The sequence below is a fragment of the Psychrobacter sp. Sarcosine-3u-12 genome (assembly GCF_002836005.1).
Classification (GTDB): Bacteria; Pseudomonadota; Gammaproteobacteria; order Pseudomonadales; family Moraxellaceae; genus Psychrobacter; species Psychrobacter okhotskensis.
The window spans coordinates 98,889-121,668 of the sequence record NZ_PJBY01000101.1; the positions used below are offsets into that span (position 1 = coordinate 98,889).

General features: G+C 43.6%; 16 protein-coding genes. 10 read left to right on the forward strand and 6 right to left on the reverse strand.

Annotated features, from left to right (window positions below; translation table 11 throughout):
* Positions 1–190: 190 nt before the first annotated feature.
* Together typA and mscL are read left to right on the forward strand one after the other, a co-directional pair.
* On the forward strand, positions 191–2,041 hold the full coding sequence (gene typA / locus CXF65_RS09085) for a translational GTPase TypA (protein WP_025650910.1): 1,851 nt from the start codon (positions 191–193) through the stop codon (positions 2,039–2,041).
* A 196-nt stretch (positions 2,042–2,237) separates the two neighbouring features.
* Positions 2,238–2,684 (forward strand): large conductance mechanosensitive channel protein MscL, encoded by a 447-nt coding sequence (mscL, locus tag CXF65_RS09090; RefSeq protein WP_101211802.1) that lies wholly within the window; start codon positions 2,238–2,240, stop codon positions 2,682–2,684.
* 133 nt (positions 2,685–2,817) lie between these two features.
* Here the strand turns inward: mscL and CXF65_RS09095 are convergent, their stop codons facing one another.
* From CXF65_RS09095 to cysM, 6 genes are all read right to left on the reverse strand, one after another.
* On the reverse strand, positions 2,818–3,258 hold the full coding sequence (locus CXF65_RS09095; protein WP_101211803.1) for a hypothetical protein: 441 nt from the start codon (positions 3,256–3,258) through the stop codon (positions 2,818–2,820).
* Between the two features lie 322 nt (positions 3,259–3,580).
* Complete coding sequence (mutM, locus tag CXF65_RS09100) at positions 3,581–4,531, reverse strand: bifunctional DNA-formamidopyrimidine glycosylase/DNA-(apurinic or apyrimidinic site) lyase (protein WP_101211804.1); 951 nt, start codon at positions 4,529–4,531, stop codon at positions 3,581–3,583.
* A gap of 66 nt (positions 4,532–4,597) precedes the next feature.
* Positions 4,598–7,150, reverse strand: coding sequence for a RelA/SpoT family protein (locus CXF65_RS09105; protein WP_101211805.1), 2,553 nt, complete (start codon positions 7,148–7,150; stop codon positions 4,598–4,600).
* Between the two features lie 387 nt (positions 7,151–7,537).
* A complete protein-coding gene (rlmD, locus tag CXF65_RS09110; protein WP_101211806.1) occupies positions 7,538–9,079 on the reverse strand; it encodes a 23S rRNA (uracil(1939)-C(5))-methyltransferase RlmD in 1,542 nt (513 codons plus the stop codon).
* A gap of 67 nt (positions 9,080–9,146) precedes the next feature.
* On the reverse strand, positions 9,147–9,971 hold the full coding sequence (locus CXF65_RS09115; protein WP_101211807.1) for a 3'-5' exonuclease: 825 nt from the start codon (positions 9,969–9,971) through the stop codon (positions 9,147–9,149).
* A 24-nt stretch (positions 9,972–9,995) separates the two neighbouring features.
* On the reverse strand, positions 9,996–10,955 hold the full coding sequence (gene cysM / locus CXF65_RS09120) for a cysteine synthase CysM (protein WP_101211808.1): 960 nt from the start codon (positions 10,953–10,955) through the stop codon (positions 9,996–9,998).
* A 501-nt stretch (positions 10,956–11,456) separates the two neighbouring features.
* On the opposite strand from cysM, the gene CXF65_RS09125 reads away from it, so the two are divergent.
* The 8 genes from CXF65_RS09125 (at position 11,457) to CXF65_RS09160 (ending at position 22,514) form a co-directional block, all read left to right on the forward strand.
* Positions 11,457–14,936, forward strand: a complete 3,480-nt coding sequence (locus CXF65_RS09125) for an ATP-binding protein (protein ID WP_025650918.1) — start codon at positions 11,457–11,459, stop codon at positions 14,934–14,936.
* Between the two features lie 205 nt (positions 14,937–15,141).
* Complete coding sequence (locus tag CXF65_RS09130; protein WP_101211809.1) at positions 15,142–15,954, forward strand: crotonase/enoyl-CoA hydratase family protein; 813 nt, start codon at positions 15,142–15,144, stop codon at positions 15,952–15,954.
* Positions 15,955–16,221: 267 nt separating this feature from the next.
* Positions 16,222–17,481 (forward strand): multidrug effflux MFS transporter, encoded by a 1,260-nt coding sequence (locus tag CXF65_RS09135; RefSeq protein ID WP_101211810.1) that lies wholly within the window; start codon positions 16,222–16,224, stop codon positions 17,479–17,481.
* Positions 17,482–18,044: 563 nt separating this feature from the next.
* On the forward strand, positions 18,045–18,920 hold the full coding sequence (locus tag CXF65_RS09140; protein WP_101211811.1) for a substrate-binding periplasmic protein: 876 nt from the start codon (positions 18,045–18,047) through the stop codon (positions 18,918–18,920).
* Positions 18,921–18,933: 13 nt separating this feature from the next.
* Positions 18,934–21,153: an ATP-binding protein gene (locus CXF65_RS09145; RefSeq protein WP_101211812.1), complete on the forward strand. Its 2,220-nt coding sequence runs from the start codon at positions 18,934–18,936 to the stop codon at positions 21,151–21,153.
* Between the two features lie 20 nt (positions 21,154–21,173).
* On the forward strand, positions 21,174–21,536 hold the full coding sequence (locus CXF65_RS09150) for a response regulator (RefSeq protein ID WP_101211813.1): 363 nt from the start codon (positions 21,174–21,176) through the stop codon (positions 21,534–21,536).
* A gap of 30 nt (positions 21,537–21,566) precedes the next feature.
* Positions 21,567–22,016 carry a chemotaxis protein CheX gene (locus CXF65_RS09155; RefSeq protein ID WP_101211814.1) on the forward strand — a complete coding sequence of 150 codons (450 nt, stop codon included), beginning with the start codon at positions 21,567–21,569 and terminating at the stop codon, positions 22,014–22,016.
* 48 nt (positions 22,017–22,064) lie between these two features.
* Positions 22,065–22,514 carry a chemotaxis protein CheX gene (locus tag CXF65_RS09160; RefSeq protein ID WP_101211815.1) on the forward strand — a complete coding sequence of 150 codons (450 nt, stop codon included), beginning with the start codon at positions 22,065–22,067 and terminating at the stop codon, positions 22,512–22,514.
* The last annotated feature ends 266 nt before the right edge of the window (positions 22,515–22,780 follow it).

Consider the following 22,780-nt stretch of genomic DNA (forward strand, 5'->3'; position numbering starts at 1 on the left):
ATTAGCATAGCTATCTGTACGATGGATTTTCCAGCATAGGTATTTGATTTTACTATTATTAATTAAATTAATTCACCAATTGTGTCTTCATTTAAGAGTCAAATAATCGTATCTTTCTGGTTGATAGTAAAAGTTTATCCAGCGGTGCTTACTGCTACTGCATTTTTTTAAGACGAAAAGAGCATTTTATATGGCGAACGATATCAAACACCTGCGTAACATCGCAATTATTGCCCACGTTGATCACGGTAAAACAACTTTGGTTGATAAACTATTACATCAATCTGGCACTTTTGGCGACCGTGCAAACATTGCTGAACGTGCAATGGATTCAGGTGATATTGAGCAAGAGCGTGGCATTACTATTTTGGCTAAAAACACAGCTATTCGATGGACAGATAGTACTGACGATACCGAATATCGTATCAATATTGTTGATACTCCAGGTCACGCCGATTTTGGTGGAGAAGTTGAGCGTGTTATGTCGATGGTAGACTGCGTGCTTTTGGTCGTTGATGCTGTTGATGGACCAATGCCACAGACTCGTTTTGTGACACAAAAAGCCTTTGAACAAGGTTTGAAACCAATTGTCGTTATCAATAAAATTGACCGTCCTGGTTCGCGCCCTGATTGGGTTATGGATCAAATCTTTGATTTGTTTGATAACCTTGGTGCCACAGATGAGCAGTTAGATTTTCCAGTGGTTTATGCTTCGGCATTGAACGGTGTTGCTGGTCTAGAAGCCGATAGCTTGGCTGATGACATGACACCACTTTTCAAAACTATCGTTGACGTTGTGCAGCCACCACAAGTGGATGCAGATGCGCCTTTCCGTATGCAAATCTCAAGCCTTGATTTTAATAGCTTTGTTGGTGTTATTGGTATTGGTCGTATTCAACGCGGTAAGATTAAAACAAATACTCAAGTAACGATCATTGATAAGCACGGTAACACGCGTAATGGTCGTATCTTAAAAATCATGGGCTATCATGGCCTTGATCGTATCGAAGTAGAAGATGCACAAGCAGGTGATATCGTTTGTATCACTGGTATTGACGCGCTTAATATCTCAGATACTATTTGTGATCCAAACAACGTTGAAGCCTTACCAGCATTGACGGTTGATGAACCAACGGTATCAATGAACTTCCAAGTAAACAACTCACCATTCGCAGGTCGTGAAGGTAAGTTTGTGACCTCACGTAATATTCGTGAGCGTCTTGAGCGTGAGTTGATTCATAACGTGGCTTTGCGTGTAGAAGACACTGAGTCCCCTGATAAATTCAAAGTATCAGGTCGTGGTGAGCTACATTTATCGGTGTTGATCGAAAACATGCGCCGTGAAGGTTTTGAGATGGGTGTATCTGGCCCAGAAGTTATCGTTAAAGAAGTTGATGGTAAGCTACAAGAGCCGTATGAAAATGTTGTCTTTGATATTGAAGAAGAGCATCAGGGTCCAATCATGGAGCAAATCGGCTTACGTAAAGGCGAGATGACTAACATGGAGCTTGATGGTAAAGGTCGTATGCGTATTGAAGCGACTATGCCAGCGCGTGGCTTGATTGGTTTCCGTTCTGAGTTTTTAACATTGACTTCAGGTACTGGTATCATGACGTCAAGCTTCTCACATTATGGACCACAAAAAATTGGTGATGTGGGTGGTCGCTCTAATGGTGTATTGGTCTCTATGACCAAAGGTGTTTGTCTAGGCTTTGCTCTGTTTAATCTACAAAAGCGTGGCAAACTATTTGCTGAGCCACAGCTTGAAGTTTATGAAGGTATGATCGTTGGACTTAATTCACGTAACGATGATATGGCGGTGAACCCAACAACTGGCAAGCAGTTGACTAACGTTCGTGCTAGTGGTACGGATGAAGCGTTGACGTTAACACCAGCTGTCAAGTTTACTCTTGAGCAAGCGCTTGAATTTATTCAAGATGATGAATTGGTTGAAGTAACACCAAAAGCGATACGTATCCGTAAGCGCTACTTAACTGAAAGTGAACGTAAGCGTCATGGTCGTAGCAAGAAAGGTGCTTAATAGCTTATATTAATACCAATAAATATTTAAAAAAAGGCTAACACTATGTTAGCCTTTTTTGCATTTTGCTATTATACCCATAATAAATGCATGAAATTTTCCTTATAATACCCAAATAATGCCTATTGTCTGATACTTCGTCGTATACTAAATGGGCTATAGTATAATCCACAGATATTTTTTAGGAGGACACATTATGAGTATGGTATCTGAGTTTAAAGAGTTTGCTTTAAAGGGTAATGTGATGGATTTAGCGGTCGGTGTCATCATCGGTGGTGCTTTCGCAACCATTACCACCTCGTTGGTTGAAGACATTATTATGCCAATTGTCGCCTTTATCTTTGGCGGTGAGATTAACTTTAAAAATATGTTTCTCATCTTGGGTGATGCCCCTGAAGGTATCGCGATGACTTATGATGCCCTTAAAGAAGCTGGCGTCCCTGTATTAGCGTACGGTAGCTTTATTACAGTGCTTATCAACTTTTTAATTTTGGCCTTTATCATTTTTATGATGGTTAAAATGGTCAATAACATGCGTCGTGCTGACGAAGTAGAAGAAGTGGCGGTAGAGGAGCCTTCAGAAGAAGTGCAATTGCTTCGTGAAATTAGTGCAAAGCTTAGCAATACCAATATTGTTAAATAAAGGCATATCATTTGGCTAATAGAATACAAAAAAGGCTAACGCGATGTTAGCCTTTTTTATTGTTAGTTCATAAATTCGTTAGTATGAGGGGATGACTTAATAGTTATACCGTATTTAAAAAGATTTGCATATTTTACGGTCTTACTATCACATAGTCATTGGTATTGATTAAAATCTCTGATGGCTGATCGACGATGATACGCACGACATTGTTATCAGTGACTTGTGACTTATAATAGTTGTCTTCGGCAACGGTACAGCCCAAGCAACGTCCCATCGCATCCCACGGCTCTACAAATAACTTCTGCTGCGCTTGATCGGCGTTGCCACCGATAAGAGAGAAGGGTAAGCTGACAATATACGCTGCTGTACCCGCAATGGCAGTTACCAAACCTAATGGTTTGCCAACGATGGTATCGGCTGCCATTGTGCCATAAGAAGGCCCAAAATCATCTTCATCAATTTCTATCGCTGCCAAAGCAGGCTGCATACTGGCCACAATTAAGCTTAGGCTGGTAATCATAGTGAAAATTTTGCGCTTAACGGTGCGTTGTGTATTGGCCTTAACAGTCATGGTGATATCCTAAAACTCGTAAGCAGTATGATGAATGGCTGCTGCTATTTTCACACAGAGACAATTTCCCTATATAAGCAATGCGGCAACGATAAATAGATTGATTATTACAGATAAATAAATGCTTTGCACTATTTATGTAAGCTCTTTCACTATTAAAGCAAGATGTGCGTCAATAAGCAACAAAAATGCGTGCGATATAATCGCCTTAGTGACAAACCTTACTATCATCAAACGACGAGCAGATTATCGCTATATCGGTGCTGGCTTACAGCATAGATATACAGAATTGATATCATAAAGCCTAACCATAGCAGTGGACTTATTTTAGTGGCTGGCAATCGGGGCAGTATACGCTAGCTCGTCCATTCAGCTTAATATTCTCGAGTGCCGTATGACAGTGCGGACAGGCTTCACCTTGTCGACCGTAGACATTTAATGTCTGTTGGAAATATCCAGTTTGCCCGCTAGCGACTGTGAAGTCTCGTAAGGTCGAGCCGCCCAGTTGTATCGCTTTTTGTAGAATCGTTTTAATATGATCGACCAAAATCGCAATATCATCATACGACAACAGGTGAGCGGGAGTAGCCGGATGTATTTTGGATAGATACAGACTTTCGGTCGCATAAATATTGCCAACGCCAACCACGACTTGCTGTTCCATAATGACGGATTTGATGGCTCGAGTGATTGGCTGTTTTTTAGGTTTTGCTTTACTCGCCATTTTTTTACTAGCTGTGGTTTTGACCGTTGTTTTATCAGATAAATCCGTGCGTTGGATCAGCTGATATAAATAATCTGCGGTAAAGGACTTTGATAATGGCTCAGGACCTAAATGCTCTAGTAGCTTAGGGCCATAATCCTCATACCACAATACCGAGCCAAAGCGTCTAGGGTCATGATAGTGTAATTGTATTAGCCCATCATCAGCACTGTTAAACACCATCACTAAATGGTCATGTTTACGCTTCTCAGTGCCAGCGCTATGCTGTTGTAAGCTACCCGACATGCCCAAATGAATGAGAAGTTGACGCGGTGCTAATGTAGCAAGCCCAGTAGTGACATTACTTTTAGGTAAGGGGGATGAGAAATTCAATATCAAATACTTTGCTCGGCGCTCGACACTATCCAAAGTGCAATCAATCAATTGAGTCAAGTCATCAGGCATCGACCAACGTAGTTTTGGTTGGAAGACTTTAACATTGGTTACTTGCTGACCTAATAGCGGCGCAAGGCTGGTTTTGGTGGTTTCTACTTCGGGTAACTCAGGCATAGTATTTCTTATGAAAACTCTATTATGGATTAAATATATTCTCGGGAAATTGTGCTAGCTTAATAATCAGGCAACCGCACGTCGAGCATGTAAAATGCCATGCTGCTGCTCAAGCTTGGCTAAGAGCTTGGATAAATGTGCCAATCCTGACACTTCAATATGAAACTTTAAAAAGGCAATATTATCGTCATTGCTAAGAGTCTCAACTTGACGAATATTAACATTTTCTTTGTCGATAATTTGGGTTAAGTCGCGCAACAATCCACGTCTGTCATAAGCTTCCACATGAATATCGACAGGTTGATAGCGACCTAATTTTACGCGCCAAGCGGCATCGATTTGACGCTCAGGGTCACGTTCAATGAGGCGCAAATATTCTGGGCAGCCCCGATTATGCACGCTAACGCCGCGTGACAAAGTGATATAACCGGCAATAGGCTCACCATGTACTGGGTGACAGCAGCCTGCTAAGTTGATCTCAATATTGTCTAGACCATCGATATGGATTTTATACGCATCAAGCTTGCCCGCGTCTCTGGCATCGACGCTGGATGTGAAGTCTTCCTCTGGTCTCTCTGGCTCTAAGTGTAGCTGACGAGAAATATGGCTGGTTAGCTGGTTTAAGCCAATCTCACCTGTGACCAAACCGACAACGATATCGTCCGTATTATTAACGTGAAAAAACTGCGTGTAATCGTTAAGATCAATACTGTTGGGGTGGACGGATAAACGCTCAAGCTCTTTACTAAGCATGTGCCGACCAATCTCAATGTTTTTGTCACGGTCTTGTTTATTAAACCATTGACGCAGTTTTGAGCGCGCCCGATTGGTATGAATATAACCGAGTGAGGCAACCAGCCAATCACGATTAGGCTCGCGGGACGCTTTGGTAATAATCTCCACTTGTTCGCCAGTTTTTAGCTGATAAGTGAGTGGTACATAGCGTTGATTGACACGTGCAGCTTGGGCACGGTTACCGACTTGCGTATGCACGTAATAAGCAAAATCAAGGACGGTGGCGCCTTTTGGAAGTTCGGTAATGTCACCATCACGACTAAAGATATAAATACGCTCGAGCTCATCAAAATCAACCAGTTGTTCTTCTTCGTCAAACTCAATTTCGTCTAGCTCATCGCCGTCCAACATGGACGAGCGGGGTTGATTGCGTGTTTCGTTATTAATAGAAAGCAGTTGACGCAGCGAGCTGATTTTTTGATTGAGATAATTGTCTTTTTTGTTCTTTAGTCCTTCTTTGTAATTGACATGAGCGCACATGCCAAGCTCAGCCTCAAAGTGCATTTCATGGGTACGAATCTGTACTTCGAGCGATTTGTTTTCGGCAATGACCGCCGTATGTAGCGAGCGATAGCCGTTAGATTTAGGATTGGTAATATAGTCATCAAACTGCTCAGGAATATAGCGCCACAGACCGTGTACCAGTCCAAGAACATGGTAACAGTCGGAAGGATTGGTCACCAAAACACGCAGCGCACGGATATCATAAAGCTGGTCAAACGATAAGCCTTTGAGCTTCATTTTTCGATAGATAGAATAGATGTGCTTGACGCGCCCCGACACTTCACCAGCGATATCAGCTTCTGCCAGCGCCTCATTGAGCTTATCTTGTACGCGCTCGATATAAGACTCACGCTCGCTGCGTTTTTCAGACAATAGCTTGGCAATCTCTTTATAACGCTCAGGAGCGAGATAACGAAAGGCGAGGTCTTCAAGCTCCCATTTAAGTTGGGCAATCCCTAATCTATGGGCCAGTGGGGCATAAATCGTCATGACCTCACGCGCCACCCGGTTTTGCCGCTCTAGATGAGAAAAGGTCAATTCGCGCATGGCAAAGGTACGTTCAGCCAGCTTAATCAGCACCACACGCACGTCATTGGTGACGGAGATGAGCATGCTATAAATATTCGATAGCTGATCACGCTGATTGTTGACGAAGTGGTCTTCTAAGCGTTTGTTACTTTCGATGATTTCCGACAGTTTCCCCATCGCCAAGGTATCTTTGACCAAGGTGGAGATATCCTTGCCAAATTTTTGCTCAATTTCACCCAGACTGATGATTGATTTTCGGGCACTGCGATAGAGCATCGCAGCCACGAGTGCATCTTCGTCTTGATAAAGATAGGTTAAAATATCGGTCATGCCAATACCAGTAACATAGGCACCAGAGCGTTCAGATTCGCTAGTATTCATATGACTACGGATAAAATTACAGGCAGCGCTAAGGTTGGGGACAGACTCTTGCCCGATACGCTTGGCCACATTATCTAACCATGCCGGCACATCAATATTGGCATTATTTAGATCAATCTCTTCAAGCTCCTCTACTGAGAGAATATGAGCATCATCTAAAAGCTGGTTGTCCAGATATTCGTCTTCGAGGTCAGGGTCATGACTGTGGTAAGCGTGCTGTGCAGAGCGATCAAAAGTCGTATGCAGCTTATGAGTGGTCAGTTGGTATTTGATATCGAGTGGAATTTGAGCGTAACTATTAGCAGACTGATGAGAGCGTTGACTCGCCACCAGTTGTGCCGCTAAAGTCGCACTGTCGGCTTGTGTGGTCTGTCCATCTACCAACGGTAACCCTTCACGAATTTTTACCATAGCCGACTCCTCTTAGCTATTTTGAATTGATTATAATCTTATTGACTGCGTACGGAACTCAAACTTATACAACGCATAAGTAGGTAGCTCAAAATCAATACAGCTGCTAAAAGTCCATTTTTAGCAGCCATAGAGTTGTACAAAAAATGTCTAAGATTATGAGTACTAATATCCGCTATATGCCGATTAAACAGGCATAAGAAGATCACCCGTTATTATCTCACTTTAATATGACAAATCAAGAGAGGCTCTGTAATGCTGATTTCAGTCAGGTTAACATAGCGGTCATTTCAATAGGATGAATCTACTCTCATTTATAAATAGGTGTTAAGTGTCAATAGTAAAGCTAACGCCATTATATATGGAAATACATAAGCAAAATCATTGCTAAGCAGGTGTCTTTTCAAAGCGCGCAATGGACTCGACGTGCCCAGTATGACAAAACATATCCATCACGCCAGCATGAGTCAGGCGATAGCCTTGCTCTAACAGTGCTTTGGTATCGCGTGCGAGCGTTGCAGGGTTGCAAGAGACATAGACAATACGCTCAGCATTAAATTTTGGCAGATACTGCATAATTTCCCACGCACCAGAGCGAGGTGGGTCGATAAGTAATGCATCAAAGCCCTGATTGGCCCAAGGCTTGTCAGTACAGTCTTGCGTCAAGTCTTGGCTATAGAATTCGGTGTTATTGATACCGTTACGACGTGCATTGTCAGCGGCGCGTGCGGTCATCGCCTCGCTACCTTCAACACCAACGACAGAACCAGTCTCACCAACCAAGCGTGCCAATGGTAAGCTAAAGTTACCTAGACCACTGAACAAGTCGAGTACGCGTTCGCCGGCTTTTAGGTCTAATAAGTCACAAGCAAGCTTGGTCATCTGACGGTTCACCGATAGATTGACTTGGGTAAAATCTGTTGGAATAAATTCAAAAGTAAGGTCATATTCTGGCAGTTGGTAATATAAACGTCCAAACTGCTCACTCAGGTCATCAGCAGCTGTCAAGGCGATACGCTGAATACTGTCAACGCCTTTCGACTGTAAATACAACTGCCAATTACGCGCGGCAAAAAACACCTTTAGCTTCTCTACATCAGCGTCTGATAACGGTGCTAAGTTGCGTACAATGAGGGCGACTGGCTGATTGCCATCTGGCAGCTCTGGCATCTCTTCACCCATCGCCAATTCAAGCTGGGCAATCTTGTCACGGCTCTCTAGAGTGCTGATAAGGGTTTTTAAGTTTTCAAGCTCAAAGCCAATACGGGGATCTAGGATATGACACTCATTTAGCTCAGCCAAAAAGTTACTTGAGCGCTCACGAAAGCCCACCAAGGCGGTTTCTTTTTTGGTCACATAACGCACACCCATTCGTGCTTTGGTACGATAACCGAGGCGATCGCCTATCACAGGAGCGAGCCAATGTTCAGGCTCAGCATTGGCTTGGTGCATCAGCATTTCAGCAAGGACAGATTGTTTAAAGTTAATCTGAGCATCTGGCTGCCAATGCTGTAAGTTACAACCACCGCAGACACCGAAGTGCGGGCAGGGCGGTACTACGCGCTCAGGATTTGGGTTGGCAGTGATGCTGATCGCGTCACCTTCTTCAAAGCTGGTTCGACTATTAGTGAGTTTGACCACAGCGCTTTCACCCGGTAAAGCAAAGCTAACAAAGACTTTTTTGCCATGTTTGTCTACGGCATGACCGTCTTCTTCACTGAAGCCATTGCCATATACAGCCACGCCGCGACCATCGTGCGACAGCCCGTCAATAGTAAACGGTAAGGGTTCAGCCTCTTTCAGACGGCGACGAGTCTTTGACGACGGTTTGGATTTTTTCTTGTTTGGTGGAATAGTAATGGTCTTGGTGTCGTTCACTTGCGGCGTCGCATCAGCTGCGGTAGATGTTTTTGAATCGGTGGGTTGCATAAACCTGCCTTAAATAAATAATAAATAACTAAAAGGTGAGTACAGATATTAGTACAAAGAATAATTTTTATACGGGCGGCGTAAATGACCAATCAGCGATGAATTCTTGATGACGGGCACTACCATCGGCTTGCGTGTAATTGGTTAGATAATCATGGCTTTGCTGCTGCCAAGCATCAAAATCTGGTGAAGACAGTTGACCGGTCAAACGCAGCCAGCGCAGATATATTAACCAAGTATTCATCACGTCAGATTCGCAATAAATAGACAGCGTCTGCCAGTCATCATTGCTCACGAGATCGCCAACCATACTGCCATCGACACTGGTTTTGCCTGGCAGTCCGTAGAGGCTGGCGACGATATCCATCGCTTCACGGCGACTGGCACCGTATTGGCTAAATCTGTCCATCAAATCAAGATGACGAGTATGGAAACGATTGACATAATTATCGAAGCGCATGTTTTTGATGCGTGCGCCTTCTTCAAACAGCCAAGGCGCTGACAGATCATATTGCATGGCGCGGTAAATCAATACCGGAATATCGAAACCTGAGCCATTCCAGCTGATGAGCTGTGGTAATTTTTCAATGTCACTAAAGGCTCGAAAGAATTTAACGAGAATGTCTTTTTCGCTAAACTTATCTGCGGTCAACGAAAACAACGATAACTTACCATCTTTAATATATAACGCCGAAATACAAACAATACGTTGCAACGGCAAGCGCATAAAGTCATGCCCAGCTTCTTGTATACGTAACGCTGTCAATGCGCTCAGGGCATCCGCATCATTGAGATCTGCCAATTGTGGATAAATACGGCGAGCCGCCGCTGTATCCGCAACGGTTTCAATATCAAAGACCAATATAGGGTCAGAGGGTAGGGCATGTGACATAGATAAACCTAATTAATTTTGAAATTATGGTGCTGCATGGTCTATGCTGTCATCAACGTTATATAAGCCTGTCGATAGATAGCGATCACCACGATCGCAGACAATAAAGGCGATAACGGCATCAGGGTTTTCTTTAGCCACTTGTACGGCAGCCCATGCAGCGGCACCTGAAGATACGCCCGCGAAGATACCTTCGGTTTTGGCCAGTTTGCGCATATATACTTCAGCGATATGTTGGTCAATATCCATCACTTCATCGACCAAATCTGCATCAAAAATACCCGGCATATAAGCGGCAGGCCAACGGCGGATACCCGCAATAGAAGCTTCCTCGTCAGGCTGCAATCCGATAATTTTAATCGCTGGGTTTTGCTCTTTTAAGTATTGTGAGACACCGGTAATAGTACCAGTCGTACCCATCGAGCTAATAAAGTGGGTAATTTTACCGTCAGTTTGCGCCCATAGCTCAGGCCCAGTCGTTAGATAATGCGCTTGTCTGTTATCAGGATTATTAAACTGATCTAAGACGATACCTTTGCCATCGGCTTGCATCTGCAATGCCAAATCACGTGCCGCTTCCATACCTTCGTCCACTTCGATCAACGTCGCGCCATAAGCCATCATGGCGTCTTTGCGCTCTTGGGTCGAGTTGGTTGGCATCAATAGCGTCATTGGATAACCACGCATCGCTGCGACCATAGCCAAGGCAATGCCAGTATTGCCGCTGGTTGCTTCAATCAGCATATCACCAGGCTTGATATCACCGCGCTGTTCTGCCTGATAAATCATATTAAAGGCCGGACGGTCTTTGACAGAACCAGCAGGGTTATTGCCCTCAAGTTTGGCGAGCAGTACGGCACCATTATTAATTTGCTCCTGCTCAGGCAGACGATGCAATTTGACTAAAGGCGTCTGACCTACGCAGTCGGCAAGATCCGTTACTTGAGTGATAAAGTTGGCGTTTGCCATGGCCGTAGTGGACATAAGGTATCCTTATTTGTTTTTTAGAGGACAATTTATTTAATAATATGTGCTTTTTAGCCCATTTAGATGACTATCGAGTTAATTGAAGACAGGCCCTAATTAATACACTATTTTTATCGTTTAATAAAAGCTTGAGACCATCAGCGTAAATTCTGAAACCGTCATGATAAATCTTGTCCTATGACAAGGTATTGATGGTGACAGATAAAAAGTTGCGTCATTATATCATTTTGTTTTCAGCCGCGCTGATGACATCAGATATTATTGGTAAATGTCTTGCTAACAAAATGAATCGTTTAAACCTTGCAGACGTCAGTGTTATCAATGAGCGATGTTTCTCTTATAAGCGTTATGAAGGTTAAGATAAGCGCTATGAATGTTTAACAGCCATTCATAAAATCCTGTTAAGATAATCTCGAGCGTCAGTGATAGGCTGCGGCGTAATAAGTGAAAACAGCATACGTATTTATTGTAAAAATATCAGTGGAGAGTCAACCCAGCATGGCATACAAAAAACGTTTTGATACCAGTAGCGCCTATGGCCAGCTGATTATATTGGTGTTTTTACCAATCTGTTTATTAGCAGCGGTTGGCGGTACTCTGGTATTTTATGAGACGATGCGTGCCAGCAACTCAGAGCAAGAAGCATTGGCAGAGGCGGTGCTCATCCGCTATACACCCACGATTGCTGAGCGTATTCCTGAATTATTGGAGCAGCGACAACAAGCAGCCAGTAAGGTCAATGCTGGCAATGCAGATCAAGCATCGCAAAGAGCTGCCACTACGCTCGGTGGTATCCAAGAGAGGCTTGGGCGTATACAGTCTGAGCAGCATGTCCAGCGTATTGCTATTATTAATCAGGACAATCAAGTACTCGCAACGGTAGGTTATGGCGTTGAAGAAGCGTGGCCTATGATCGAAACGACCGGCAAGTTTTTATCGCAAAAGCCAACACCTATCGGTAACGCCTATGGCAGTATGCTTGGGGATTTTGACGGTCAGCAACTCTGGCTAATGATTGATATGGACAATGAGCCGCTTTATATTGCTCGGTATCGTATTGCCATGGCGCTAGTCATCACGGGCTTGTTCACTATTTTGATATTACTGCTGAGTTTGAATATTTACTCAAAACGTTGGATTGCACCGATTTATGAGTTGCGCTTGCAGTTACAACGTACCCATGTTGACAATCTCTACCAACCTATTCCGGTTGAGTCAAATGGCGAGCTGAATTTGTTGCAACAGGATTTAGTCAGGACGTTGCGCCGCTTACATGGTAGCTTTCAAGAGCTTAAAGACCACGCCGAGCAGACCGAAGATGACTTGCGTTTGGCGTTTGATGAGATGGAAATGCAAAACATCTCTATAAGAAACGCACGTGATGCCGCTATTTCAACCAGCCAAGCCAAATCTGCGTTTTTGGCCAATATCAGCCATGAGTTACGCACGCCGCTCAACAGTATTGACGGCTTTATTAATTTGCTGGCGCGTCATGGTGAGCTCAATCCTGAACAAGACTTATATGTGCAAACCATACGCAAATCGTCGGCACACTTGCTCGCTTTAGTGAACGATGTGTTAGATTTTTCTAAAATCGAAGCGGGCAAATTGGTGCTCGATCGCCATGAGTTTGACTTGTATGACACCATCTATGATGTGGTCGACATGCTGTCACCGGTATCCTCAGAAAAGGGGCTACGCATGGCGGTCCTGTTCTATAATGATGTGCCCATGCGCGTCAATGGCGATGCTTTGCGTCTCAAACAAGTACTGACTAACATCGTGGGCAATGCCATTAAGTTTACGGACAGTGGTGATGTGGTGGTGCGCGTCAGCTTAGATGACCATCGCGACAATTACTTGATGATTAGCGTGCAAGATAGCGGCAAAGGTATTTCTTTAGCTGATCAAAAAATGCTGTTCCAAAGCTTTAGTCAAGGCGATCCGTCAATCACTCGCCAGTATGGTGGTACAGGGCTGGGTCTGGTTATCTCCAAGCAATTAACCCGTTTGATGGGCGGCGATATTGGTTTTTATGATAATGCACAAGAAAACATCGCCAATCAAGGCGCGACGTTCTGGTTTCGGATGCCAGCCCACGTCGATGTGCTAGAAGCCGCTACTGGTCAGACGATTGCGCTACCCGTGTTAGCGCCGCTGGCAAGTGCCACAGATGAGTTTAATGTGTTGGTATGGATCAATCATACGGCGTCCATCCAAGTGCTCAAAGCCAGCTTGCAATACCTACCAATTAAGCTGACCCAAGCCAACTCATTACCCGGTGTACTTGAGTCGTTAAAAGAGCGCGGTAACTATTGGGATTGGGTCATCGTCGATGATGACACCCAAGACGATATGATGGCATTACTCAAACAGATCCGCCTCCATTACCAAGGCAAGCTGGCGGTATTTGGCTATCAAGTTGCCGCTGATCAAGCGCTACTCAACCGCTATCATGCCAATATATTGTATGAGCCATTAGACAAGCGCCAGCTCTATGCCATGCTCGATACACAAAAACGCAGCGCTCCTAAAGACATGCAAGAGCCGCGCTGGAAGGGCGTGACCGTGCTGGCAGTCGATGATCATTTGCCCAACCTGCTGGTGCTCGATGCCTTGCTCAGCGAGCTTGGCATTCAGGTGATTACGGCCAATAGCGGTTTTGAAGCCATAGAACTTATCAGCAAGCAACAAACCAAAAATATCAAAACCGCCAAAGCTGATAAACAAAGTCTATCGAAAAAGACCCAAATCTCAAAAGCCGAAACCCGTGACGAGGTGGGTAAAACCACTAGCAGTTCTGGGTATTCTGAAGAGGCTAATGAAGACAAAGGCAGCAATCAGGATAAAACCAATAATCAGGATAAAAACAGTATTGACTTGATATTTATGGACATACAAATGCCACGGATGTCAGGGCATGAAGCGGCTCGACAAATTCGTAATATCGAAAATGCTGATAATCGTATTCCTATTATTGCCTTGACCGCCCATGGCTTGGCTGACGAGCGTGACAAGCTGATGGCGAGCGGTATCAATGATTATGTGGGTAAGCCTATTAGCCAACCACAGTTGCTACAAGTGCTGCAAAAGTGGCTAGGACGCACGACGACCGTGCCGCAATTAACCGCTATGCCAGAAGCCCATGCACAACAAGGTACTGATGCTCAAGATTTTAATTCGCAAGATTTTGATGCGCGAAATCATCCTTTAGGCTTGCTGCCAGATGATATATCGCCTGCTTGTCCGCTAGTTAAGGGTAATGACGATAATCGTGATCAGGCGTCCGAAGGTATCAATCAGCAAAAAATTACTCGCCCTTTATCATTGAAAAAAATCCGTGATGACTACTTACGAGACAGCCAGCCTCGTGATGACTATAGACGAGAAACGCTGCGCGAAACTCAGCCACGTTATGCAAGTTTGCGCTATCAACAACAACGCCAAGCGTCGTTATTGTATCCTCCTTACCAAGTGTCAAGCGACACAGATGAAGAGATGTCGGCAAGCACGCAGGCCAAATTGGACGACGACATAAACCTCGACCTAAGCGTTAATGATACGAGCAGCTCCCATATCTTAGACTGGCAAGATGCGCTGACTCGTTCAGCCAATAAACCAGATCTCGCAGCCAAGCTTATTATTATGATGATTGATACGATCAATGAGGAAAAACGCGCCCTCACTCAAGCGTGGGATGCCCGTGACCGTAGTGCCCTTGCGCAAATTGCCCATCGTATCTTAGGTGGTAGCCGCTATACTGGTGTGCCGCAGTTGCGTCAGGCCAGCCAAGATTTGGAAGACAAGTGCTTATTGAATGTCCAACATACCACGCCCGCCCAGTTTGCAATGCTTGAACCCTATTATGACGCATTGCTAAGCGCGTTAAGTAATTTACAAGCGCTAGATTTATCGGCTTATCCGCAGCTGAATTATCATCGTTTGAGTGAAAATGATATGACATGGAAAATGATTTAAGACAGCCACCGACAGTGCTACATTTGAATGTTTAAAAGACCCTAATATATCAGCTAGATTTATCTGCCAAATTGACCATCATTTATTGATTAATAGGAGGGATGATATCCTGACAGTCAGTTATTCATAGGGTATGGTAGATATAACCCTGTTAATATTGGCCTCATTAGCAGGATATTTATTTTATTTATTAATAAGGATTGTTATGAACGCGATTGCCACTTATCAGTATAAGACCTTACAAGTGAGCGTGACTGACCACATTCTCACCGTTACCTTAAACCGCCCTGAGAAAAAAAACGCCATGAGCTTTCAGGTGGTCGATGAGTTGATCAAAGTAGCGGGTCGCATCAGTAAAGATAAGACGATACGTGCGGTGATTTTAAATGGTGCCGAAGGGACGTTTTGTGCCGGTATCGATTTGGGTGATTTAAACCATCCAAAAAACCAAGCATTTGCCCTTTGGGAGTTGGTAAAACCTTGGCAGAGCCTTTTTCAGCGCGTCTGTTTGGTTTGGCGTGATGTGCCTGTCCCTGTTATTGCGGTACTAGAAGGCTACTGTATCGGTGCAGGACTACAACTGGCGCTGGCTTGCGATGTTCGTATCAGTCATCCTGATTGCAAGTTGTCTATTATGGAAGCCAAGTGGGGACTCGTGCCAGATATGGGATTGACTCAATCGGCGTTGGGTGTGGTTCGCGCTGATGTCCTAAAAGAGCTGGCGATGAGTGCGCGTACGATTGATGCAACCGAAGGTAAAGAGTTAGGTCTCGTCAGTCATTGTAGCGAGACACCTTTAGAGCAAGCACAACAGCTCGCTGCTGAATTTGCAGAGCGTTCACCAGATGCGGTATTGGCCAGTAAGCGGGTCATTAATGCGATGTATGAACAATCAGCGTTGACGTTATATCAAGAAAAAGTCTGGCAGTTAAAGATGATGTTCGGTCGTAACCGTAAGCTTGCGCTCAGAAAAGCCAAGCAAGCCAGTACCGTATTCGCTAAGCGCCAATTCCGTTAAAAAGTATTAGTCCTCTCTTGATAGAGTGTTTTTGTTGTTAGCGTTTGTTTTATTAACGTCACATGGCTATTGAAATACATGCAGATAGTAAGATATAACACTGTCTGCTTGTGTAGCTGCGCATAACTTGTTTACCTGTGCATAAATAGGCATTATTATTTTTGCTACCAGTTGTTTTTATTCTTAGTGTTGTTGTCTCAAATAAAAGCTGGTACCAAGCAAAGCGTGAATAATAAAATAATAACCATCATACAAAACGGTCTAACTATGTCTGCTCCAAAGTCTTCCTTGCCCAATAAACCGCTTGTCTCTGAACGCGTGCGCTCTGCTGATTTGCCTGTTGCTTGGATTATGATGCTCGGGCTCATTGTGGCGATAGGGCCGCTGTCCATTGATATGTATCTGCCAGCATTACCCGAGATGGGTAAGAGCTTCGGCGTATCGACCGCGTTTATGGCCAACTCGGTGCCAGCGTATTTCTTAGGTTTGGTCTTTGGGCAACTGGTCTATGGCCCTCTAAGTGATCGTATTGGTCGCGTCAAACCGCTATATTTTGGTATGACCCTCTATGTTATCGCCTCGATTGTCTGTGCGACGACGGATAATGAATATGTGCTGTTTGCAGGACGTACCTTTCAAGCCCTCGGAGGTTGTGTGGGGGCAGTGGTTACTCGTGCGGCGATTCGTGATCGCCTGACTGCCAAGCAAACGGCCAAAGCTTTTTCTATCATGATATTGGTGATGGGCTTAGCGCCGATATTAGCACCATCACTGGGTGCGCTATTTTTGCGCTTCTTTAGCTGGCACTCTATTTTTTGGTTTTTAGCGGCTTTTGGTACGCTTAACTTATTGCTTACCAAATTTTTCTTTTTTGAAACGCTGACTGAAGAAAACCGCAATGTACGCCCTGCCAAAGAAGTCTTGAGTCAGTATTGGGATTTATTAAAAGACCCTACCTTTAATTATCCCGCGATTGGCGGCGGTCTCTTGATGGGAGCGATGTTTGTTTATATTAGCTCGGCCTCTGAGCTAATCATGGATACTTATGGAGTGTCAGCAACCCATTTCGGCTGGTTATTTGGTATGAATGCAGCCGGTTTTGTCGCTTTAACCCAGCTAAACCAATGGCTGACCAATCGCTTTCGTATCCTAAGTATTTTGCGTTTTGGGGCGATGATGCAGGTTATCTCTGCAGGTATTTTGTTTGTGGTAGGGATTATCTTTGGGGTAGAGGCGTGGCTGCCTTTGGTATTGGCCTGTATTTTCTTTTGTATTGCTGGTCTTGGTTTGACTCAGCCAAATGCCTCCGCAATTGCATTAGCCTTTCAAAAACGCCGCGCAGGTATGGCAAGTGCGCTACAAGGCTCGCTCATGTTTTCAGTAGGTATTTTTGGCGGTTTGTTATTAAATCTATTTCCAGTCAATCCGGTACTTAAGATTGGTATCGCCCTGTTTTCTCTAATGAGTCTTGGTTGCTTTTTAATCTGGCAGATAGACCGCAATCTAAATCTTGATGATGCCGAATGATCGATTGACTGAGTAACTAAATCGTCAGTTGAATCAGTTCTTACTTACTTGTTAAGGAGCACTCAAACGTTTTAGGCGTTATGGGTGCTTTTTTATGCGCCTTATATTACCGAATCCTATATACATTTTTAACTGCAATTTCATAAACAAAAATCTTTTATTAGGCTGGATTTTTCTATATTTATAGAAAAATAGGTGGTGTATCAAAAAGTATGCTGATTAGTTTTTGAACAATTTTTGAAGCCTTGAAAGCCCTATAGAATCAGAAAACTTAGCATAGATTTCTCATTGACTTTTATCGCCAGCATACTTTTTAGAACACCACCGAAAAATATTCTAAATGCATCCCCTATGGCAAACAAATGTAATTTAAAATTATATGCGCTATTTGCTATATATAACCATTTGTATATAAGCCTTAAACATAATTATTGCAATCATAGAGTTGCTCGATTATTATCCTACGTAACTTTCTGTAAGCAAATATTATCTAACTATTATGCGACCTTGCTAGATTGTTATTCACTAGAATTTAGAAAAACCTTAAACTTTAAGGATAGGATATGAAGCAAATATATCGGATGTTACCGATTGTGTTAAGTGTTGGCTTATTCGGATGTGGTAATTCTTCTACTCAAGAGAGCGTAAGCTCGACTGGCAAGGCGATAGCGACAGAAAGTAAAGATGATTTTGTCAGTAAACTACCTGATACTGCGCCAACATTAAAGGTTGCTACTACGGGGACGATGCCACCATTCTCGTTCCAAGATGATTACGGCAATATGCAAGGCATCGACATTGATTCTATCCGTGCAATTGGTGAAGAGCAGGGTTTTAAGGTCGAGTTTTATAAAGAGACTTGGCAGAATATGTTCGACAGTGTGGCGTCAGGTGGTCGTGATTTAGCGATATCTGGTATCTCTTATAAGGACGACCGTGCAGAAAAATACGGCTTATCTGATCCTTACTTTTTTAATCCCTCTTCAATCATGTATGCCAAAAGCGAGGTAAAAATCGGTGGTATACAGGATTTAGCTGGCATGCATGTAGCGGCGATGGAAGGCTCCAAGCAAGAAGATCAGCTCAAGGCAATGGGCCAATATAGCGAGATGACTACCAGAAGCACCGCTTTTTTGCTCTTTGAAGACTTAATGCAAGGCAAGGTTGATGTGATTTTGCATGATTTGCCTATCTTGCAATATACGGCAAAAAACCATCCAGAGTATGACGTCACTATCGTCCCTTATGAAGGCGCGGATAATCCATCAGCGCAGCAAGTCATATTGATGGCGAAGGGTAACAGCAAGCTTATCAATACCGTCAATGAAGGGATTGCCAAGCTTGAGAAGAAAGGCACATTTAAGCAAATCGATGAGCAGTGGTTGGGTGGGTCTGAGCCGGCTACTAAAAGCACTACTACCAATCAGCAATCGAACTAAGGGGCTATAAAAGATGGCAACCACACATAATGTTGACAACAAACGCTATCGCAGTCTGATTGTTTCAATTGCACTGTTTTTATCATTGATTGGCGCTTTGCTGGCCTTTACTTTTTATACCTCTAGCTTGCTCGAAAGAAATACCGTTTTAATCGACCAAACCAACCAAGTCGCTAATAGTGCTCAAGCGGTAATCAAAGATCTATTCGACTTAGATAGTAGTTATGGCGAAGACACCAGCTCTCCACATATCCAACGAGTGTTGGAGCGTTTGGAACGAAATACCGCGCTTATCAGCAACTCGATTACTGCTATTGGACAGGGTGGAAAGATCACAGATATTGATGGTAATAACTATAAGCTACCAAAAATCAATGAAAATTCTCAAACGCAAATCAGTGCCGCGAATGAGCAATGGCAACTCTTGGAGCCAAAGATTCAAAGCTACCTAAAAGATGCTGATAACATCATGGTTGACTCCTCTGATGAATTGATTCAAGCAGTTGAGCAGGCCAAAACCTCCAGTTTGTTTATCAACGAATCGTTAGATCAGCTTACTGATGAAGTGTTTATTAACGCTGAGCGCCAAGCGGATACCATTCGTTTGATTCAGGTGCTGGGTGTTGCGGCTATCTTTGCCTATTTCTTGATTTTCGTTTTCTTCTTCGTTCGTCGTCTGCGCGATACCGATGCAGAAGCTTTGGCTGCTCGTCGTGAAACCCAAGAAATCATGGAGACGGTGAATACAGGGCTTTTCTTGCTAGACAAAGACTTGAATATCGGTCAGCAGCATTCTCGCGCATTGACCAACATTATAGGTGCTGACAGCTTAGCTGGAGAGAACTTTACCAATGTCTTACGAGGCCGTATTTCTGATAAAGATCTGAATACCACCCGTCAATTCATTGAGCAGCTATACAATCCACGTGTCAAAGAAAAACTGGTCGATTCTTTAAATCCATTAAACAAAGTCATGCTGCACAATGCTCACGGAGCAGAGGGTGCTGACAGTCGTTATTTAGACTTTAAGTTTTCGCGAGTTTATGAAAATAAAGACATCGCTCGTATTTTGGTCAACGTCAATGACGTGTCCGACGCGGTATATTTAGAACAGCGTCTAGAAAAAGAACGCTCACAAAATGACATGCAAATCGAGATGCTAACAACTATCTTGAATGTGAATCCAAAAATTATTAACGAATTTATTAGCAATACCAAAGCGCACATCGACAAGATGAATAACATTTTGAAAAACCCAGGTAGCTCGCAATTTGAGCTAGAAGGCAAGCTCAATGCTATCTATCGTGAAATGCACAGCCTAAAAGGCGAAGCTTCTGCGTTAAAACTGCACAGCTTTACCAAAATTGCCTCCGATGCAGAAGACAAGCTGGATGCGTTGCAAAATCAGGGCAAGCTATCAGGTAATAACTTCTTGCCGTTAGCTGTACATTTAGATGACTTGCTCAGCCTATCGAATACCATTGAAACGTTGGGCGAACGTATCAATCAAGCGACACCAAAAAGCGCGGCTGCGACCAAGTCAGTAGCACCATTAGCCACGCCTGCCTCTAATATTGAGAAGTCAGAAGTTGCCTCTAGCGACAGCGCATCAACGCATCATTCAACCATCAGCATGCCTATTGCCGGCGGTAATGATATTGATTTGAGTGACGAGTCGGATGACGATCAGCTGTCTTATTATCAAAGCTTTGCGCAAGACATCGCGGCAAGACAAGGCAAGCAAGTGCAGCTAAACAGTCAGACGTTAGCGCAGGCGGCGATACCAGCACACCTCAAAAATGTCGTCAAAGAAATCAGTATTCAGCTATTACGTAATGCTGTTGTACATGGTATCGAAACGCCTGCAGCGCGTCAGTCAGCTAACAAGCCGGCCGTGGGTACTATTGATTTAGAAGTAGAGAGCGACAGCCGTGATCTCATTATTACTTTGCAGGATGACGGACAAGGTATCGATTACGACAGCATTCGCCAAAAACTTATCACCAAAGGTCGCTTTAGTGCAGACGCTGCCGCACAGCTGAATCAGGGTGAGCTATTAAAGCAACTGTTTACCTCAGCGTTTTCGACCAAAGAGCAAGCGGATGAAGATGGTGGTCGCGGTGTGGGCTTGGATATTATCAAAGCGCAAGTAAAAGAGTATGACGGTAAGCTCAACGTCAATAGTGAGCTTGGTCAAATGACTCGCTTTACCATTACCTTGCCTAAAGCTTAATTGAGGATAAGAAAGACATTATGTATAAATTAATGATTGTTGATGATTCTAATATCATCCGAAACCGTATCCAGCGCGCGTACGATTCAGGAGAATTTATGTTGGTGGCCACGGCGACCAGTGGTGTGCAAGCCATTGAAAAATTCAATGTGCATCGTCCTGACGTCGTCACCATGGATTTAACCATGCCACAAATGGATGGTCTGGAATGTATCGAAAAAATAATTGCCATTGATCCAGAAGTCCGAATTTTAGTGGTGTCAGCCTTATCTGATAAATCGACTGGCATTGAGGCATTATCGTTGGGTGCGAGTGGGTTTTTATGTAAGCCTTTTTCAGAAGAAGAGCTTGTCGAGTCTTTACATGAGCTGATGCAAGACTAATTCTAGCCAACGATTTAAGCAGATGTCATTATGAAAGAACAACATTTACATATTTTTTTGAATATCATCACCAACTATTTTAATCAGTTCGGTAGTGAAGCACTGATCGTTGATACGCCTTATTTACTAGAAAATAAACAGCCAAAAGTCTACGACTATACTGGTGTAATCGGCATATCGGGCGTGCAAAAAGGCGTGGTATATTTTTCTGCTACTCATGAGCTATTGGCAGGTATTTTGGACAGTATGGGTGAAACGGATAAAAGCGAAGACAATTTTGTCGATCTTGCTGGCGAAGTGGCCAACACCATTGCTGGCAACGCTCGCCAAGAGTTCGGTGCAAAATTTCATATCTCTGTACCCTTGGTGTTTAAGGGCGCACCGCAAAGTATTATTTTGCCCAAAGATGAGCGTTCTTTTATCATTCCCGTTACTTGGCGCGGTCAAGTCGGTGAAATTGTGGTTTGTTTGCAAGATTAAGCGCAGCACTCACACCTCATCGATGTTAGCTATGGACAATACACTATTATGGTTAAAGTAGAAAAATTAGGCGTCTTTTTAAGCTCAATCAGCGCATTCTTTGCGCAGATTGATGAAGCGCCAGTGGCGATTGATACACCGTATTTGAACAGCAATAAAAGTGCCGTTGGTTATGATTATAGCGGCATTATTAAGATATCTGGGCCTATTGAAGGCTGCGTTTATGTGAGCGCGCCAAGCGTGATGTTGCGAGAAGTCATAAAAGTGATGGGCGAGCCCGATTCGTCGATTACGATGATGAAAGACTTGCTGGGTGAGATGACCAATACCATCTCAGGCAATGCGCGTACGGAGTTTGGCTCAGATTTTATTATCTCGCCGCCCAAGATTATTGAGGGCGCGCCAAGCATCTCTTATTTACCAAAAGATCGCCAAAGCTATGTCACGCCATTTACTTGGCGTGGTTATGAAGCGGTGATTGGTATTTGTATCGCTTAGGGCGTGTTTGATCGTCTGAGCATGGCACTGAACGTAGCTGTTCGTGGATCTAATGATAGTAATCAGCGAAAAAACGACGTTAAAGCGTCGTTTTTTTATGGTTTTTATCCAAAAAATTGTTTCATACCTTGTTCATTTATTTGATATTTAACTTGCGCGTCTCATAATAATAGCGCTAGCAGTGAGCTATGCTTTTATGATAAAATACAGCCCAGTTATTTTTAATCATATAGTATTCTATACGTTCAAATTATAGCTCATTTTTT